Origin of the sequence: Micrococcus sp. ACRRV, from assembly GCF_022346985.1 — a bacterium.
GTDB classification, from domain to species: Bacteria; Actinomycetota; Actinomycetes; order Actinomycetales; family Micrococcaceae; genus Micrococcus; species Micrococcus porci.
The window spans coordinates 1-17,254 of sequence record NZ_JAKRNH010000049.1 but is presented as its reverse complement, the minus strand read 5'-3'; the positions used below and the strand labels follow the sequence as shown (position 1 = coordinate 17,254).

Here is a 17,254-nt window from a genome sequence, read left to right as displayed (position 1 = left end):
CTCCTCCCCCACCCGGGGCGCCCTGCTGTTCGGGCTGCTGCCGCTGGCCCTGCTCCTCACGGCAGGGCTGGCGGCGCTCGCGCTCGGCGCGCGCCCCGTCCCCCTCACGACGACGGCCACCACCCTCCAGGCGATGCTCGCCGGGGAGGGTGTGCCCGCCGGCGTCGACGCCGCCGCCGTCGCCTCCCGGGTGCCGCGCACCCTGACGGCCGCCCTGGTGGGGGCCGCGCTGGCCGTGGCGGGTGCGGCCCTGCAGGGCGCGACCCGCAACCCGCTGGGCGACCCCGGCCTGCTGGGCCTGTCCGCGGGGGCATCCCTGGCCACGGCGATCGGCCTGGCCCTGGGGGTCTCCGGGAGCACGTTCTGGGTGCTGGCGCTGGCGGCGGCGGGCACCCTGGCGGCGGCGCTGCTGGTGTACGCCGTGGCCGCGGCGGCCTCCCGCGGGGCCGGCGGAGGAGGGGCCCCCACGCCGATCGGCCTGGTGCTGGCGGGGGCGGCCGTGACCGCCGGCGCGGGTGCGGTGACCACCGCCCTGCTGGTGCTCTCCCCCGTGGTGCGGGACCGGTTCCGGTTCTGGGCCGTGGGCACCGTGGCCCGCGCGGACCTCGGCGAGGCCGCCCTGCTCGCGCCGGTGATCGGCCTGGGGATCGTCCTGGCGCTGGCCGCGGCCCGGGGCCTCGACGCGCTGGCCCTCGGCGACGACCTCGCCCACGGCCTCGGCGCCCGCCCCGGGCGCACCCGCGCCCTGCTGCTGGCGGCGGTGGTCCTGCTGACCGCCGCCGCGGTGGCGCTGGCCGGGCCCGTGGGCTTCGTGGGACTGGTGGTGCCGCACGCGCTGCGCCGCCTGCGCCCCGGCGGCACCCGCACCCTGCTGATCGGCTCCGCCCTGTGGGGCGCCGTCCTGCTGGTGGCCGCCGACCTCCTCGGCCGGCTGGTGATCGCCCCGGCAGAGATCCACCTCGGCGTCACCACCGTGCTGCTCGGCGTGCCCGTGCTGCTCGTCCTCCTGCGCCGGACGGGGCTGGGCTCGTGAGCGCGCGGCGGGAGACGACGACGCCGGGCCGACGCGACGCCGCGCCGGGCGGGGACGCCCCGGAGACAGTCCGGGCCCTGCGCCGGGCCGACGCGCGCCGGGTGGCCGGCGTCGTGCTGGGCCTGGCGGTGCTGACGGCGGGCCTGATGCTGCTGCGCGTCACGTGGGGCACCTACCAGGTGACCGTGCCGGACCTCGTGCGGATCCTCGGCGGCGAGCGGATCGCCGGGGCCTCGTTCATCGTGTGGGAGGAGAAGCTGCCGCGCGCGGTCGCCGCCGCCCTCACCGGCGCGGCCCTCGGCGCCGCCGGCGCCCTCTACCGGCGCACCCTCCGCAACCCCCTGGCCTCCCCGGACGTGCTGGGGACGACCGCCGGGGCCGCGGCCGGCGTCGTGCTGACGCTGACGGCCTCCGCCGGGCAGGCGGGCGGCTCCTCCGACCTGGCCCGGGCCGGGGCGGCCCTGCTGGGCGCGCTGGCGGCCGGTGCGGCGGTGCTGCTGGCGGCCCGCTCGGTGGGCGGGCAGCGGTTCGTGGTGGCGGGCGTCGGGGTGGCCGCGGCGGGCCAGGCGATCGTGTCCGGGGCCATGCTGAGCCTGTCCGAGCACGACCTGGCCTCCGCCACCCGGTGGATCGCCGGGTCGCTGAACGGGGTGACGTGGGGGCGGATCGGGCTGCTGGCCGCCGTGCTCGCGCTCGCCCTCCCGGCGGCAGGCTGGCTGCACCGGCGGCTGGCCCCGGCGGACGTCGGAGACGACCTCGCCCACGCGCTCGGCGCCCGGCCCAGGACGACCGCGGCCCTCGCGCTGACCGTGGGCGCCGTGCTGGCCGCCGCGGCCACCGCCACGGTGGGCCCGCTGTCCTTCGTGGCCCTGCTGGCCACGCCCCTGGCCCTGGGCCTGACGCGGGGCCGCCCGTCCCTGCCGGCCGCCGCCCTGACCGGCGCGGGCATCGTGCTGCTCGCGGACGTGCTCGGCACGGAGGCCCTGGGCCTCCTGGCCGACGGCGCCGCCCTACCCACGGGTGTGCTCACCGGCGCCGCGGGCGCCCCCCTCATGCTGGCGCTGCTGCTGCGCGCCGGCCGCTCCTCGGAAGGCACCCGATGACCTCCTCGCCCCCGACCCCCGCCGCCCCCTCGACCGCCCTGCGCCTGCGCGGCGTGGAGCTCTCCTACGGGCCGGCGTCCGCGCCGCCCACGGTGGGCCCCGTGGACCTGGACGTGCCCGCCGGGCAGGTCACCGCGGTGATCGGCGCCAACGGCTGCGGCAAGTCCGCGCTGCTGCGCGGGCTCACCCGGCAGCTGCCCCTGCGCGCGGGCACCGTGGATGTCCTGGGCCGGGACGCAGCGGGCATGTCCGCGCGGGACTACGCCCGCACCGTGGCCCTGCTGCCGCAGCAGCCCGTGACCCCCGAGGGCCTCACGGTGGCGCAGCTCGTGGAGCGCGGCCGCCACCCCTGGCGGGGCCTGCTGGGCGGGCGCGCCGCCGGCGACGACGCCGCCGTGGCCGCCGCCCTGGCGCGCACCGGCCTCGTGGACCTCGCCGCCCGCGACGCGGCGACCCTCTCGGGAGGCCAGCGGCAGCGCGCCTGGCTGGCGCTCGTGCTGGCCCAGCAGACGCCCGTCGTGCTCCTGGACGAGCCCACCAGCTACCTCGACCTCGCGCACCAGGTGGAGGTCCTGGACCTCGTCCGCACCCTGCCCGACCCGCGGGCCGTGGGCGCCCGGACGGTGGAGGCGGCGGGCGGCGTCGTCGGGGGCGGGGCCGGAACAGAGGCCGGGCCCCCGCCCCGGGCGACCGTGGTGGCCGTCCTCCACGAGCTCTCCCTGGCCGCGCGGGCCGCGGACCACGTGGTGGCGATGGCCGGGGGCCGGGTCGTCGCCACGGGCACGCCCGCGGAGGTGATCGTCCCGGAGGTGCTCGCGGAGGTGTTCGGGCTGGACGCGGACGTCGTCCCCGACCCGCTGCTCGGCCACCCCGTGGTGCTGCCGCGCGGGAGGGGGGACCGGGCATGAGCACCGAGGCGATGTTCGTGGCGCACACGCGCGTGGTCTCCACGTCCCAGCCGTGCCGGGGGTTCCGGCGGATCGTGCTGGCCGGCGAGGACCTGGAGCACGCAAGCGCGGACCTCCTGGGCACCCTGCCGCCGGGCGTGCCGGACCTGCACGCGATCTACCGGGGCTCGCGCCCGCGCCGGGACGCCTACGTGAAGGTGCTCGTGCCCCCGCCGGGCGGGGTGTCCGCGGACCCGGACCTCTCCGCGGGGTTCCGGGCCGGGTTCACGGCCGTGCCGGAGGACGAGCGCGGCTGGATGCGCACCTACACGGTGCGCTCGGCCGGCCGCACCCGCGTGGACGGCAGGGAGGTGCCGGCCCTGACCATCGACGTCGTCCTCCACGGCGACCCCGACGACGCCGCCGACCCGCACCAGGGCCCCGGGCTGCGCTGGGCGCGCACGGTGGCCGCGGGGGAGTCCGTGAACGTGCTGGTGCCCACCGGGGAGGCGCCCGCGTGGGCCGGCTGGCGGGACACCGGCGCCCGGCGGGTGCTGGCCGTCGGGGACGCGACGGCGGCCCCCGCACTGCTCTCCGTGGCGGAGGAGCTCGCGGACCCCTTCGGCGGGTTCGACGGCGAGGCGGACCTGGTGCTGGAGCTGCCCGCGGACGCGGAGCTCGCCGACCTGATCGCCGAGCGCCTGGCCGTGCCGGAGCCGTGGGACGAGTCCCGCCCCCTGGACGTGGCCGAGCACGGGCGGGTGCGCCTGCACGTGGGCCGCACCTCCCCCGGGCGGCCGGTGGGCGCGTGGGCGCAGGCCCGGCTGGGCACCCTCCTGGGGCTGCGCGGGACGGCGCGGGCCGGCGTCGTGGGCGTGGATGGAGTGGTGGAGGCCCCGCCGGCGGAGGGCGCGGCCCGCGAGTGGACGCTGGCGGACCTGGAGCCCGTGACCGGCGTGGACCGCCCGGACACGTACGTGTTCCTGGCCGGGGAGTCCGGCATGGTGCGGGCGCTGCGGCGGCTGGCCGTGGACGGCGGGGACATCCCGAAGAAGAACGTCTCCTTCATGGGCTACTGGCGGCAGGGGCAGGCGGAGAGCTGAGGGCGGGATCGGAATACCCCGCCCCGCGCCGACGCTGTGCCGGACAGGACCACACCCGACCTGCGAAGGACCCCTCATGGACATCCTGATCATCGGCGGCCACGGCAAGATCGCCCTGCTGACCGCTCCCCTGCTGGCCGACGCCGGCCACACCGTCACCTCGGCCATCCGCAACCCGGAGCACGCCGACGACGTCCGCACCGCCGGCGCCGAGCCGCTCGTGCTGGACGTGGAGCACGCCTCCCCCGCCGAGCTGGAGGCGGCCATGCGCGGCCGGGACGTCGTCGTCTGGTCCGCGGGGGCCGGCGGCGGGGACCCGGAGCGCACCTACGCGGTGGACCGGGACGCCGCGATCGCCTCGATGGACGCCGCCCGGGCCGCCGGCGTGCGGCGCTACGTGATGGTGTCCTACCGGGGGGCGTCCGTGCACCACGGCGTGCCGGAGGACAGCTCCTTCTTCGCCTACGCCGAGGCCAAGGCGGCCGCGGACGAGCACCTGCGCGGCTCACACCTGGACTGGACCATCCTGGGCCCGGGCGCGCTCACCCTGGACGAGCCGACGGGCCGGGTCCAGGTGGACCCGCAGGGGCCGTCCGAGGAGCTGCCGGGGACCTCGCGGGGCAACGTGGCACGGATGATCGCGGCCGCGGTGGACTCCGGGGCGTCGATCGGCCGGCAGGTGGAGTTCGTGGACGGGGACACCCCGGTCGACGACGTGTTCCGGCGCTGACCGGCCCGCCTGTGACGGCGCCCGCCGCTGTGGTGGGATGACCGCATGAGCCAGTACATGATCACCGTGTGGCACGCCCCGGGCGTGCACGCCGCCGGCACCGCCTACGAGTCCGAGGAGGACATGCAGGCCGCGTTCGCCCGCGTGGACGACTTCAACCGGATGCTGATGGACTCCGGCGCGTTCGTCGCCGCGGGCGGCCTCACCCCGCCGGAGGAGGCCCGCGTGGTGGACGCCGTCGCCGCGTCCGACGCCGGGCAGGCGGCCGCGCAGGCCGAGGTCCGCGAGGGCACCCTCGCCCAGGGGGACATGGCCCTCGGCGGGTACTGGATCGTGGAGGCCGCCGACGACGCCGCCGCCCGCGGTCTCGCCGCGCAGGGCTCCTATGCGTGCGGCCAGCCCATGGAGGTCCGCCGGCTGCAGGGGTGAGCGCGGAGGGCGGGCGGGCCGCGACCTCGTTCACTCCGCCCCGCGCCACGTGGGCGCAGTACCCCACCTGGGCGCAGTACTGCCAGGCACAGCGGGAGATACGTGGCAGTACTGCACCCAGGTCGCCTGGTCACCCGCTCCAGGCGGGAGGCCGGCGACCGGGCCCGCTCCCCGTGTGGTCCCATAGGGGCATGACACCGGACCCCAGCGTCGACGCATCGCCCCAGGCCGCGCCCACCGTCGCCGTCACCGCCGACCCCGGACGCGCCCCCGCGGACGACGCCGGCCCGGACGAGCGGCGCCCCTCCGAGCCCACCCGCGTGCAGGCCCTGTTCTACTCCCCGCCGGAGCTCACGGACGGGCGCATCACCCTGCGCCCCGCCGGCGCCGACGACGCCGCGGCCCTCTACCCGCTGCTCCAGGACCGGGAGACCCTCCTGCTCACGGGCTCCACCCACAGCTCGGCGCGCGCGGACAGGATCGTCTCCGGGGAGATCCAGCCGTGGGGCTCCCCGGAGAAGCTGGCCGAGGACTACGACGCGTGGTCCGTGGCGGACGACCGGGCCGTGTGGGTCATCGAGGAGGACGCCACGATCGTCGGGGAGATGGTCCTCATGGACCTGGATCCGCCGAACATCTCCTGCGCGCTGCGCCTGTGGATCACCGGCGCCACCGACCGCGGCATCGGCACCGCCGCCCTCACCCTCGCCCTGGACTGGGCGTTCCGCACCGTGGAGCTGCACCGCGTGAGCCTGGACGTGTTCGAGCACAACCCGCGCGCGATCCACGTCTACGAGAAGCTCGGCTTCGTCCGCGAGGGCACCATGCGGGAGGCCCTGTGGCAGGACGGCCGCTGGATCGACTCCCTCGGCATGGGGATCCTGCGCCGGGAGTGGCTCGCCCGCCAGGACGGCTGACCGCCGCGCACGGCTGACGGCGCCCCGCCGCCGGCGGGCCCGGCTCAGCGGGTGCCGAGCCGGCGGTCCACCTGGCCGAGCAGTCCCAGGACGGCGGAGAACCCGGCGAGCACCACCGACACGGCCGCGCCCACGCCCCGCCAGCCCAGGCGCGGCACGTCCAGGAACGGGTAGGGGTACCAGTCGATCCGGGCTCCGCGCACCAGCGTGGCCGTCGCCCACATCAGCGGCACGACGGCGGCCAGCCCGGCTCGCCGGTACGTGATCTGCCCGCGGGGGTCGAACGCCGCCCACACCAGGGGCGCCAGCACCGGGTTCACGACGTGCTGCACCGCGTCGTTGAACCGGTAGAGCAGGGTGTCCTGCTCCATGCCGCGCAGCACCGCGTTGTAGACGATGCCCGTGACCATCACCGAGCCCAGCCCGGCGGTGCGCAGCGCCCAGAACGCGTCCGACGTCGGGGCGTCACGGCGCGCGGCCAGCGTCAGGGAGGTGCCCGCCACCATCGCGTTGGACAGCCACGTGAAGTAGGCGGGCTGGTTCAGCGCGTGCTGCCAGCCGGCCTCGAAGCCGCCGTGGTAGCCGACGCCGGGGATCACCATGGTCGGCTTGGACGCCCCGATGGGGAAGGAGGTGAGGCAGCCGACCAGCGGCAGCGCGCCGGCGGCCCACCAGCCGGCCCGGGCGGCGCGTGAGGGCCGGGGGGCGGGGCGGGGGCGCGTGAAGCGCGCGAGCCAGGCGGGCATGGGTGTTCCTCGGGAGTGGTCGGGTCGGGGAGTGCCGACCATTCAAACATGAACACCAGGTGAACAGAAGAGGGTGAGAGGGGAAACACGTCGCCGGGCCGGGCGGCTCACATCCGCACCGGCCCGGCCGCGCGCCCTCAGCCGAGCAGGCCGTCCGGGTCCACGACCTCCACGGCCACGCCGTCGGCCCGCAGCCGGTCCACGCCCTCGTCGATCAGCCGCCGGCCCACCGCGGTGACCCGGTCCACACGCTCGAGGTTGAGCACCACGGTGCGGATGGGCAGCCCGTCCTCGGCCACCGCGCACGCCGCGGCCTCGTGGACGGAGCCGTCCCCGGTGGCGGCGGCGCGGGCGGCCTCCGGGTCGGCGGCGTCGACGGGGCGGCGGTCCCCGGCCTCGGCGGCCACGTCCCCGTGGGGGGCGTCCTCCCACTCGGGGTAGTCGTGCTCGGACCAGGCCGCGCGACCCCCACCGGCCGCGCCGGTGCCCAGGTCCGTCATGGCCGTGACCACGGCCTCGCCCCCGCCGAACCGGATCACGCCCTGCAGGTGCAGCAGCACCGTGTCCCCCTCCCGGCGGGCGAACCGCACCACGGTGCCGCCCAGGGAGTCGCCCTCCATGAGGTGCAGGTCCATGTCCTCGGACATCCGCCGGCACGCCTCCACCCCGCGCACCGAGTTGCCCACCTCGTCCAGGCGCGGGGAGAACACCGCCAGCCCCACCTGGCCGGGCAGCGCCCCCAGCACCGCGCCGGAGACACCCGACTTGGCCGGGATGCCCACGTTCACGAGCCACTGGCCCGCGGCGTCGTACATGCCGGAGGAGGACATCACGGAGAGCACCTGCCGGCACACCAGCGAGGGCAGCACGCGCTCGCCCGTCAGCGGGTGGACGCCGCCGGAGGCCAGGCACGCGCCCATCAGGGCCAGGTCCCGCACGGTCACCCGCACGGAGCACTGGGCGATGTACCCGGCGACGACGTCCTCGGCCCGGTCCTGGATGATCCCGTGGCTGCGCAGCATGTGCGCCAGGGACAGGTTGCGGTCCGAGGTGGCCATCTCCGACTCGAAGGTCTCCCGGTCGATCTCCAGACGCCGGCCCGCCAGCGTGGACATGAACCCCACCAGCCGGTCGAGCCGCTCCTGCCGCCCCGCGTAGGGGCCCACCAGCAGCTGGTGCACGGCCAGGGCGCCGGCGTTGATCATCGCGTTGTCCGGGCGCTTGGACTCGGCCTCCAGGGACAGCTCGTTGAACGCCTCGCCGGAGGGGTTCAGCCCCACCCGGGCGTCCACTGCATCCAGGCCGCGGTCCTGCAGCGCCGCCGCGTACGCGAACGGCTTGGACACGGACTGGATCGTGAACTCGGTCTCGTCGTCGCCGGCGGAGTGCAGCCGCCCGGTGACGGTGGCCAGGGCGATCCCCAGGCGCTCCGGGTCGGCCTGCGCCAGGACGGGGATGTAGTCGGCGAGCGCGCCGCGGCGGTCCTCCCGCAGGGAGTCCACCAGGTGCTGGAGGTAGTCGGGGACGGGATGCTTCACGGGGTCCTTCCGGCAGGGGTGGCGTCGGGGGCGGTGCGGGTCTCGGCGGCGAGAGCCTCGACGTCGTCGTCGATCCAGCCGCGGGAGCGCGCCACGGCGCGCGCCCAGAGGCGCAACAGGCGGGCGGCGCGCTCGGGGTCCATGGCGGGCTCCCAGCGGCGGTCCTCGGACCAGTGCGCGGCGAGCTCCGCGGTGGACGCCCAGAAGCCGACGGCCAGCCCAGCGGCGTAGGCCGCGCCCAGGGCGGTGGTCTCCGTGACCTCCGGGCGCACCACGGGCACGCCCAGCACGTCGGCCTGGAACTGCATGAGCAGGTCGTTGGCCACCATGCCGCCGTCCACCTTCAGCTCGGTCAGCCCTCCCACGACGCCGGCGCCCTCCTCCGCCTCGGCGGCGTCGGCGAGGACGGCGTCGAGGACCTCGCGGGACTGGAAGGCGGTGGCCTCGAGGACGGCGCGGGCCAGGTGGCGGCGGTCCGCGTAGCGGGTGAGGCCCACGATGGTGCCGCGCGCGGTGGGGTCCCAGTGCGGGGCGAACAGGCCGGAGAACGCGGGCACCACGAACACGCCGCCGTTGTCCGGGGCGCCGGCGGCCAGCTCCTCCACCTCGGCGGCGTCGCGGATCAGGCCGAGGTTGTCCCGGAGCCACTGCACCAGGGATCCGGTGACGGCCACGGACCCCTCGAGGGCGTAGGCGGGCGGCTCGTCCCCGATCCGGTGGGCCACCGTGGTCAGCAGGCCGTGCCGCGAGCGCACGGGCCGCGCACCGGTGTTCACGAGCAGGAAGTTGCCGGTGCCGTAGGTGTTCTTGGCCTGCCCGGCCTCGAAGCAGGCCTGCCCGAACAGGGCGGCCTGCTGGTCCCCGAGGATCCCGGCGATCGGCACCCCGCCCAGGAGCGAGGTGGGCGCGGCGTGGCCCACCTCGGCGGAGGAGCTGACGATCCGCGGGAGCATGCCCGCCGGGACCCCCATCTCGGCGGCGATCTCCGCGTCCCACTCGAGGGTCTCGAGGTCCATCAGCAGGGTGCGGGAGGCGTTGGTGACGTCCGTGACGTGCTGACCGCCGTGGACGCCGCCGGTGAGGTTCCACACAGTCCAGGAGTCGGTGGTGCCGAACAGCAGGTCCCCGCGCTCGGCGGCCTCGCGGGCACCGTCCACGTGCTCGAGGATCCAGGCGACCTTGGGCCCGGCGAAATAGGTGGCCAGGGGCAGGCCGGTGCGCTCGCGCCAGCGGTCCGGGCCGGCGTCGCCGCCGAGCCGCTCGCACAGGTGCTGGGTGCGGGTGTCCTGCCAGACGATCGCCGGGTGCACGGGGCGCCCCGTCGTCCGGTCCCAGACGACGGCGGTCTCCCGCTGGTTGGTGACGCCGATCGCGGCGACGTCGTCCCGGGTGGCGTCCGCGCGGGAGAGCGCCTGGCCGATCGCCTCGCGGGTGCTCCGCCAGATCTCCAGCGGGTCGTGCTCCACCCAGCCGGCGCGCGGGAAGTGCTGGGCGTGCTCCAACTGCCCGGTGGCCACGGCGTCGCCCGCGTGGTCGAAGAGGATCGCCCGGGTGGAGGTGGTCCCCTGGTCGATCGCCATCACGTACCGCGGCGCGCTCATCGGGCGCCCCCCTTCTCCTCGGGGGTCACGGTCTCCCGGGAGGTCACGGACACGACGCCGGCCCGCTCGCCCGCGGCGGCCAGCTCGGCGGCGGCCGCGGCGTCGTCGTCCAGGCCCTCCGCGCGGCGGCGCGCGGCGACCAGCGCCCGGTAGGCGGCGACCTCGGCGTCCCGGCGCGCGGCGTCCCAGCCGAGGACGTCCGCGACGAGTGCGGCGGCCTCGGAGGCGGCGTCGGCGCCCCGGTCGGGGACCTCGGTGGACAGGCGCAGGCGGCGCTCCAGGACGTCGTCGAGGTGCACGGCGCCCTCGGCGCGGGCCGCGTAGACGACCTCCGCGCGCAGGTAGGCCTCGCCGCCGGGCAGGGGCTCGCCCAGGGCCGGGTCCGCGTCCACCAGGGCCAGCACGTGCGGCAGCAGGGTGCCGTAGCGGCGCAGCAACCGGTCCACGCGGGCGGCGTCGAACCCGCGCTCCGCCGCGATCTCCGCGGCTCGCGCCGCGATCTCCGCGTAGCCCAGGCCGCCGAGCACCGGCGTGTGCGCCGTCAGGGAGGGGCGCGTGGGGAAGAGGTCCCGCACCGCGAAGTCCACGGTGTCCTCCGCCATGGCCCGGTAGGTGGTCCACTTGCCGCCGGCCACCGCCGTCAGCCCCGGGGCCAGCTCCGTCACGGTGTGCTCCCGGGAGACCTTGGTGGACGCGTCGTCCGCGCCCGCGGCCGGCTGCAGCAGCGGGCGCAGCCCCGCGTAGACCGCCACCACGTCCGCGCGCGTGAGGTCCTCGGAGAGCACCGCGTTGGCGTGCTCCAGCACGTAGTCCACGTCCGCGGCCGTCGCCGCCGGGTGGTCCACGTCCTGGCGCCACGGGGTGTCCGTGGTGCCGATGATCCAGTGCTCGTCCGAGGGGATGACGAACAGCACCGACTTCTCCGTGCGGGTGATCACCCCGACGCCCGGCTCCGCCGCGATCCGCTCCCGGGGCACGGTGACGTGCACGCCCTTGGAGGCGAGCACCTCCAGGCCGCCGTCCACGCCGGCCAGCTCCTGCTGCTCCTGCGTCCACACGCCGCCGGCCAGGATCACCGCACGGGCGTGCACCTGCAGCTCCTCGCCCGTGAGGGACTCCCGCACGCGCGCGCCCACCACGGCGCCGTCGCCGTCCTTGAGGTACCCGACGACGGGCGCGTGATTCAGCGCCGCCGCCCCCAGGTCCACCGCGGAGCGCACCAGCAGCAGGGCGAGCCGCGCGTCGTCGAACTGGGCGTCCGCGTACTCCACCGCGCCGACGGCCGCCTCCGGGTCCAGCCCCGGGAAGGTCTCCGCGAGCGCCTTCCGCCCCAGGTGGCGGTGCCCGCCCACGGCGCGGCGCCGGCCGACGGACTGCATGGCGTCGTACACGCCCACCCCGGCGCCGATCCAGCCGCGGTCCCGGGCGTGCTCCAGCGGGAACACGAACCGCAGGGGGCGCACCACGTGCGGGGCGGTGCGGGTGAGCAGCAGGTCCCGCTCGCGCAGGGCCTCGTAGACGAGCTTGACGTCCAGCATCTCCAGGTAGCGCAGGCCGCCATGCATCAGCCGGGAGGAGCGGGAGGAGGTGCCGCCGGCCCAGTCGCCGGCGTCGACGATCCCGACGTCCAGGCCGCGCGTGGCGGCGTCGAACGCGGCGCCCACCCCGGCGGAGCCTCCGCCGACGACGAGGACGTCCAGGGGGTGGTCGGCGTCCGCGGCGCGCAGCCGCGCCAGGTGGTCGGCACGGGTGGCCGGGGAGAGCTCGACGGTGCGCAGCGTGGGCATGGTCAGTCCTTCCACCACATCGTGGTCAGGTCGTCGGCGCCGTGGACCGTCGCCGTGCCGTGCGGCCGGAAGCCGACGTGCTCGTAGAAACGGGTGCTCTCCGCGGAGGAGGACTCCAGGTAGATCCCGACGCCGGCCGCCCGGGCCTCGCGCCGCCGCCGCTCCAGGAGCGCCCGCCCCGCGCCGCGGCCGCGGGCGGACGGCACGGTGCCCAGCTCCAGCAGGTACCAGTGCTCCTCGGAGGGCCGCACGGCCTGGCAGGCGGCCACGGTGCGGACGTGGTCGAGGGCGTGGCGGCCGAACGCGCGCCACCGGCGGGCCGCCGTCGGGACGGCCGGGCGCAGCGCCCCCAGCAGCCCGGCGGGCGGACGCGGGGCCCCGGGCCGCTCCCAGAGGGCGACGCCGAGCACCTCCCCGGTGCGCGGGTCCACGGCCGCGTCCACCGCGCCGTGTCCGCGCGCGGCGGCGTCCAGGGACTCGCGGACCAGGAGGTCGAAGTAGTCGCGCAGGCGCTCCTCGCGCCGGTCCGGCGGCAGGAACGAGGTGGTGTACGGGTCCTCGGCGAACGCCTCGGCGAGGGCCCCGGCCATCCCGGCCACCGCGGCTGCGTCCGGGTGGTCGGCGGCCGCCGCGGGGCGCAGGGAGGTGACGAGCGGGCGGGGGCGGCGGGCGGCGTCGGACATGCAGCCCAGCCTAGGGGCCGCGGGAGGGACGGCGGCAGGGCCCCGGGGCGCGCCCGGCCTACCCTGGGAGGCATGACCTGCATCATATCCGTCTCCCCCGACGACGTCCTCCACCGCCTGCGCGCCGCCCTCGGCGACGCGGTGGTCACCGACCCGGCCGCGCTCGAGCCGTTGCGCGCGGACCGCTCCGGCCACCGCTCCCCCGGCGCCCCGCTGGCGGCCGTGCGGGCCCGCACGGTGGAGGACGTCCAGGCGGCGTGCCGGATCGCCCACGCCACCGGCACGCCCCTGGTCACCCGCGGCGCCGGGACGGGGCTGGCCGGCGGGGCCGTGGCCGGGCCGGGACAGGTGGTCCTGGACCTCTCCGGGATGGACCGGATCCTGGAGGTCGCGCCGGAGGACCGGGTCGCCGTCGTCGAGCCGGGCGTGCTCAACGGGGCGCTGAACCGGGCCCTGGAGCCGCACGGGCTGTGGTGGGCGCCGGACCCGGCGTCCAAGGAGATCTCCACGGTGGGCGGGAACATCGCCATGAACGCCGGCGGCCTGCTCTGCGCCAAGTACGGGGTCACCCGGGAGGCCGTGCTGGGGCTGGCCGTGGTCCTCGCGGACGGCACGCTGATGCGCCTGGGGCACCGCACCGTCAAGGGCGTCACCGGCTACGACCTCACCGCCCTGATGATCGGCTCCGAGGGAACGCTCGGGGTGATCGTGGAGGCCACCCTGGCCCTGCGCCCCCTGCCCGAGGGCGTCGTGCACACCCTCGGCGCGTTCTTCCCGGACGTGGCCCTCGGCGCCCGCGCCGCCGCCGCGATCACCGGGGCCGGGCACGTGCCCGCGATCATGGAGCTGATGGACGAGGCCACGCTCGCCGCGGTGCGCGCCCACGTCTCCGCCGACGACGCCGCCCGCCTCCCCGAGACCGGGGCCTTCCTCCTGGTGCAGGCGGACGGGGCCGGGGCCGACGGGCAGGCCGCGGCCATGGCCGAGCTCATCCGCTCCGCCGGGGGCGAGGTCACCGTCACCGCGGACCCGGCCGAGGCGGACCGCCTGGTGTCCCTGCGCCGCACCGCCTTCCCGGCGCTGGAGGCCCTGGGCACCCCGCTCGTGGAGGACGTGGCCGTGCCCCGCAGCCGCATGACGGAGATGTTCGCCCGGATCCGCGAGATCGAGGCGGAGACCGGCCTGCGCATCCCCACCTCCGCCCACGCCGGGGACGGGAACCTGCACCCCGTGGTGCTGTTCGGCGAGCCGTCCCGGGTCGGCGGGGAGGACGGCGCGCAGGAGGCCATCCCCGCGGAGGTCTGGGCGGCCGCGGGCATGCTGTTCCGCGCCGGCCTGGAGCTCGGTGGCACCCTCACCGGGGAGCACGGCGTGGGGCTGCTCAAGCGCGCGTTCCTCAAGGAGGAGCTCGGGGAGGCCCAGCATGGGCTGCAGGAGCGGATCAAGGCCGTGTTCGACCCGCGCGGGATCCTCAACCCCGGGATCGTGTTCACCCCGTGAGCCCCGCCGGTATCGTGCACTCATGAGCGACTCCCAGCCCCGCCCCTACGAGGGCGTCCTCGACCTGCGCTGGTCCGACATGGACCTCTACGGCCACGTCAACAACGTCCGCATCCTCACCCTCACCGAGGAGGCCCGCGTCCGCGCGCTCAAGGCGTGGGACGAGGGCGACGTCGGCCGGGACGTGATGCGCGTGGTCCGCGCCATGACCACCGAGTACGAGCGCCCCGTGGAGTACGGCCCCGAGCTCACCGCGAAGGTCTGGGTGAGCGCGCTGGGCCGCACGTCCTACACGCTCCACCACGAGCTCTGGCAGGAGGGCGTGCGCTGCGTGACCTGCGACGCCGTCATGGTCCACCTCGACCCGGAGACCGGCGCCCCGCTCCCTCACGACGACGCCCGCCGCGCCCGCCTGCAGGCCGTCCTGGTCCCCGCGGAGGGCTGAGCCGGGCCGGCCGGCGCACGCCCCGCGGACGGCCCTCGGACCTGTGGACGGCCCAGCGGCCGTCCAGGGTGCGCGGCTAGGCTGGCCCGCATGCCCCGTGACGTGGACCACCCTCCGCCTGCGGACGATCCCGCACCCGCCGAGCGCCCCGCGCCCGGCGGTCGTGGCGCGCCCTCGGCGTCGACGGCCCTCGAGGCCCTGCGCGCCACGCCCCTGACGGACCTCACCCAGCTCCCGGGCGAGGTCGCCGACGCCCTGGCGTCCCTGCGCACGGACTTCGAGCGGTTCGACCTGGAGTACCGCTCCGCGCTGCTGCAGGTGGAGACCCGCCTGGAGACTTTGCAGGACGAGTTCACGCACCTGCACGAGTACAACCCCATCGAGCACATCGCCACCCGGGTGAAGTCGCCGGAGTCGCTGCTGCGCAAGGCCGCCTCACGGGGGCTGTCCCTGGACCTGGACGCGCTGCGCTCCGGCGTCACGGACATCGCCGGGGCCCGCGTGATCGTGAGCTTCACCGAGGACGTGTACCGGGTGTTCCGGCAGTTCACGTCCCAGCCGGACATCCGGGTCCTCGAGGTGGAGGACTACATCCGCGACCCCAAGCCCTCCGGCTACCGCTCGCTCCACTGCCTGGTGCAGGTGCCCGTGCACCTCACCACCGGCACCGTGCCCGTGACGGTGGAGCTGCAGTTCCGCACCATCGCCATGGACTTCTGGGCGTCCCTGGAGCACAAGATCAACTACAAGTTCGCCGGGCATGTGCCGCCGGCCATCACCACGGAGCTGGCCGCCGCGGCCCGCGTGGCCCACGACCTCGACGCCCGCATGGAGCGCCTGCACCAGGCCGTGCACGACGCCGGCGCCGGCCCGGACGAGCACGACGACGAGGACGACTGGGTCGGCCACGCCTGAGCGGGCCGTCCACACCCGCCCACCGCTCCTGCACACCCTTCTCCACAGAGTTGTCCACATCTGTGGAGAAGGGTGACCGGCGGCACTCCCGGCGCCCCGGCTGCCGGCGTCGGGCGGGCCGGCTCAGGCGACCGGCTCGACGCCCAGCTCGCGCAGCAGCCCGGCCACGCGGCCGCGGATCTCGTCCCGGATGGGGCGGACGGCGTCCACGCCCCGGCCGGCGGGATCCTCGAGCACCCAGTCCTCGTAGCGCTTGCCCGGGTAGAGGGGGCAGGCGTCGCCGCAGCCCATGGTGATCACGGCGTCCGAGGCCTGGACCGCCTCCGGCGTGAGGACCTTGGGACGCTCGGCGGAGAGGTCGATGCCCTCCTCGGCCATGGCCTCCACCACGGCCGGGTTGACCTGATCCGCGGGGGCGGAACCGGCCGAGCGGACCTCCACGGCGCCGCCGGAGAGGTGCTGCGCGTAGGCGGCGGCCATCTGGGAGCGGCCCGCGTTGTGGACGCAGACGAACATCACGGAGGGGCGGTCGGAGGTCATCGATTCTCCTGGGCGGTCGTTGCGGGGACGGTCATGGCGGAGGCGGGGGTGCCGGCGTCGGCGGCGGGGGGGAAGCGGCGGCGCAGCCACAGACTGACGTACACGAGCCCCACGAGCACGGGCACCTCGATCAGCGGACCCACGACGCCGGCCAGCGCCTGGCCCGACGTCGCGCCGAAGGTGGCGATGGCCACCGCGATGGCCAGCTCGAAGTTGTTGCCGGCGGCGGTGAAGGCGAGCGTGGTGGTGCGCTCGTAGCCCAGGCCGAGCCTGCGGCCCACGGTGTAGCCCAGGCCCCACATCACGGCGAAGTACACGAGCAGGGGCAGGGCGATCCGGGCGACGTCCCAGGGGCGGGCGGCGATCTGCTCGCCCTGGAGCGCGAAGAGCACGACGATGGTGAACAGCAGCCCGTAGAGCGCCCACGGGCCGATCGTCGGGAGGAACGAGCCTTCGTAGGCGGCGCGGCCCCAGCGGCGCTCGCCGATCACGCGGCTGAGGAAGCCGGCCAGCAGCGGGATGCCCAGGAAGATCAGGACGGAGCGGGCGATATCCCATGGGGAGACGTCCAGGCCGGTCTGCGGCAGGCCCAGCCAGCCGGGCAGCACGGAGAGGTAGAACCAGCCCAGCGCCGCGAACGCGATCACCTGGAAGATCGAGTTCAGGGCCACCAGCACGGCGGCGGCCTCCCGGTCCCCGCAGGCGAGGTCGTTCCAGATGATGACCATGGCGATGCAGCGGGCCAGGCCCACGATGATCAGGCCGGTGCGGTACTCGGGCAGGTCGGCCAGGAAGATCCAGGCCAGCGCGAACATCAGCAGCGGGCCGAAGACCCAGTTGAGCACGAGGGAGGCCACGAGCAGACGGCGGTCCCCCGTGACGGAGTCCAGGCGGTCGTAGCGCACCTTGGCCAGCACGGGGTACATCATCACGAGCAGGCCGAGCGCGATGGGCAGGGACACGCCGTCCACCTCGACGGCGGCGAGCACCCCGCCGAGGCCGGGCACCAGGCGCCCGAGCAGCAGGCCGACGAGCATGGCGGCGCCGATCCACACGGGGAGGAGGCGGTCGAGGGAGGACAGGCGGGCCGCGACGGGCGCCGCCTCGGCGGTGGTGCGGGGGGTGGAGCTCACACGGGGCCTCTCGAAGAGGACGGACCAGGGGGCGACGTCGCGGCGGCGTGACGCGTCGCGGGACGTCGCCGGAACGAGGTGATCCTGTCAGACGTATCGAGAACCGTCAATGTGACGCGGGTAGACTCCCCTGTCATGACCACGACCGCCCCGTCCCCCTCGGA

Annotated in this window: 17 protein-coding genes; 10 read left to right on the top strand and 7 right to left on the bottom strand. The window is 76.3% G+C overall.

Annotated elements, in window-relative coordinates:
• Positions 1–22: 22 nt before the first annotated feature.
• From MHY29_RS06855 to MHY29_RS06825, 7 genes are all read left to right on the top strand, one after another.
• Complete coding sequence (locus MHY29_RS06855; protein WP_239239326.1) at positions 23–1,033, top strand: iron ABC transporter permease; 1,011 nt, start codon at positions 23–25, stop codon at positions 1,031–1,033.
• Positions 1,030–2,136, top strand: coding sequence for an iron chelate uptake ABC transporter family permease subunit (locus MHY29_RS06850; protein WP_239239320.1), 1,107 nt, complete (start codon positions 1,030–1,032; stop codon positions 2,134–2,136). The genes MHY29_RS06855 and MHY29_RS06850 overlap by 4 nt, the downstream gene beginning before the upstream one ends.
• Positions 2,133–3,044, top strand: coding sequence for an ABC transporter ATP-binding protein (locus MHY29_RS06845; protein ID WP_239239318.1), 912 nt, complete (start codon positions 2,133–2,135; stop codon positions 3,042–3,044). Before MHY29_RS06850 ends, MHY29_RS06845 begins: the two co-directional genes overlap by 4 nt.
• Complete coding sequence (locus MHY29_RS06840) at positions 3,041–4,126, top strand: siderophore-interacting protein (protein WP_239239315.1); 1,086 nt, start codon at positions 3,041–3,043, stop codon at positions 4,124–4,126. Before MHY29_RS06845 ends, MHY29_RS06840 begins: the two co-directional genes overlap by 4 nt.
• Positions 4,127–4,202: 76 nt before the next feature.
• Positions 4,203–4,856 carry an SDR family oxidoreductase gene (locus tag MHY29_RS06835; protein ID WP_239239312.1) on the top strand — a complete coding sequence of 218 codons (654 nt, stop codon included), beginning with the start codon at positions 4,203–4,205 and terminating at the stop codon, positions 4,854–4,856.
• A gap of 45 nt (positions 4,857–4,901) precedes the next feature.
• The gene (locus MHY29_RS06830) at positions 4,902–5,285 is read left to right on the top strand and encodes a YciI family protein (RefSeq protein ID WP_239239310.1); all 384 of its coding nucleotides are present in this window, start codon (positions 4,902–4,904) and stop codon (positions 5,283–5,285) included.
• 191 nt (positions 5,286–5,476) lie between these two features.
• Positions 5,477–6,202, top strand: a complete 726-nt coding sequence (locus tag MHY29_RS06825) for a GNAT family N-acetyltransferase (RefSeq protein WP_224356089.1) — start codon at positions 5,477–5,479, stop codon at positions 6,200–6,202.
• A 44-nt stretch (positions 6,203–6,246) separates the two neighbouring features.
• Here the strand turns inward: MHY29_RS06825 and MHY29_RS06820 are convergent, their stop codons facing one another.
• From MHY29_RS06820 to MHY29_RS06800, 5 genes are all read right to left on the bottom strand, one after another.
• Positions 6,247–6,948 carry a Pr6Pr family membrane protein gene (locus MHY29_RS06820; protein ID WP_224356088.1) on the bottom strand — a complete coding sequence of 234 codons (702 nt, stop codon included), beginning with the start codon at positions 6,946–6,948 and terminating at the stop codon, positions 6,247–6,249.
• Positions 6,949–7,085: 137 nt separating this feature from the next.
• Positions 7,086–8,486, bottom strand: a complete 1,401-nt coding sequence (glsA, locus tag MHY29_RS06815) for a glutaminase A (RefSeq protein ID WP_224356087.1) — start codon at positions 8,484–8,486, stop codon at positions 7,086–7,088.
• Positions 8,483–10,087, bottom strand: a complete 1,605-nt coding sequence (glpK, locus tag MHY29_RS06810) for a glycerol kinase GlpK (RefSeq protein WP_239239292.1) — start codon at positions 10,085–10,087, stop codon at positions 8,483–8,485. The genes glsA and glpK overlap by 4 nt, the downstream gene beginning before the upstream one ends.
• Positions 10,084–11,874, bottom strand: coding sequence for a glycerol-3-phosphate dehydrogenase/oxidase (locus tag MHY29_RS06805; protein WP_239239263.1), 1,791 nt, complete (start codon positions 11,872–11,874; stop codon positions 10,084–10,086). The genes glpK and MHY29_RS06805 overlap by 4 nt, the downstream gene beginning before the upstream one ends.
• Before the next feature lie 2 nt (positions 11,875–11,876).
• Complete coding sequence (locus MHY29_RS06800) at positions 11,877–12,557, bottom strand: GNAT family N-acetyltransferase (RefSeq protein ID WP_224356084.1); 681 nt, start codon at positions 12,555–12,557, stop codon at positions 11,877–11,879.
• A 72-nt stretch (positions 12,558–12,629) separates the two neighbouring features.
• Here MHY29_RS06800 and MHY29_RS06795 point away from each other — a divergent pair, with 72 nt between their 5' ends.
• The 3 genes from MHY29_RS06795 to MHY29_RS06785 all read left to right on the top strand — a co-directional run bounded on the left by MHY29_RS06795 (position 12,630) and on the right by MHY29_RS06785 (position 15,417).
• Entirely contained in the window at positions 12,630–14,057 is a 1,428-nt protein-coding gene (locus MHY29_RS06795; RefSeq protein WP_239239260.1) for an FAD-binding oxidoreductase, read from the top strand.
• 22 nt (positions 14,058–14,079) lie between these two features.
• Positions 14,080–14,502, top strand: coding sequence for a thioesterase family protein (locus tag MHY29_RS06790; protein ID WP_239239257.1), 423 nt, complete (start codon positions 14,080–14,082; stop codon positions 14,500–14,502).
• A gap of 90 nt (positions 14,503–14,592) precedes the next feature.
• A complete protein-coding gene (locus MHY29_RS06785) occupies positions 14,593–15,417 on the top strand; it encodes a GTP pyrophosphokinase family protein (protein ID WP_239239254.1) in 825 nt (274 codons plus the stop codon).
• Between the two features lie 123 nt (positions 15,418–15,540).
• Here the strand turns inward: MHY29_RS06785 and MHY29_RS06780 are convergent, their stop codons facing one another.
• Complete coding sequence (locus MHY29_RS06780; RefSeq protein WP_224356080.1) at positions 15,541–15,957, bottom strand: arsenate reductase ArsC; 417 nt, start codon at positions 15,955–15,957, stop codon at positions 15,541–15,543.
• A complete protein-coding gene (gene arsB, locus MHY29_RS06775) occupies positions 15,954–17,090 on the bottom strand; it encodes an ACR3 family arsenite efflux transporter (RefSeq protein ID WP_224356079.1) in 1,137 nt (378 codons plus the stop codon). Before arsB ends, MHY29_RS06780 begins: the two co-directional genes overlap by 4 nt.
• Positions 17,091–17,254: the final 164 nt, after the last annotated feature.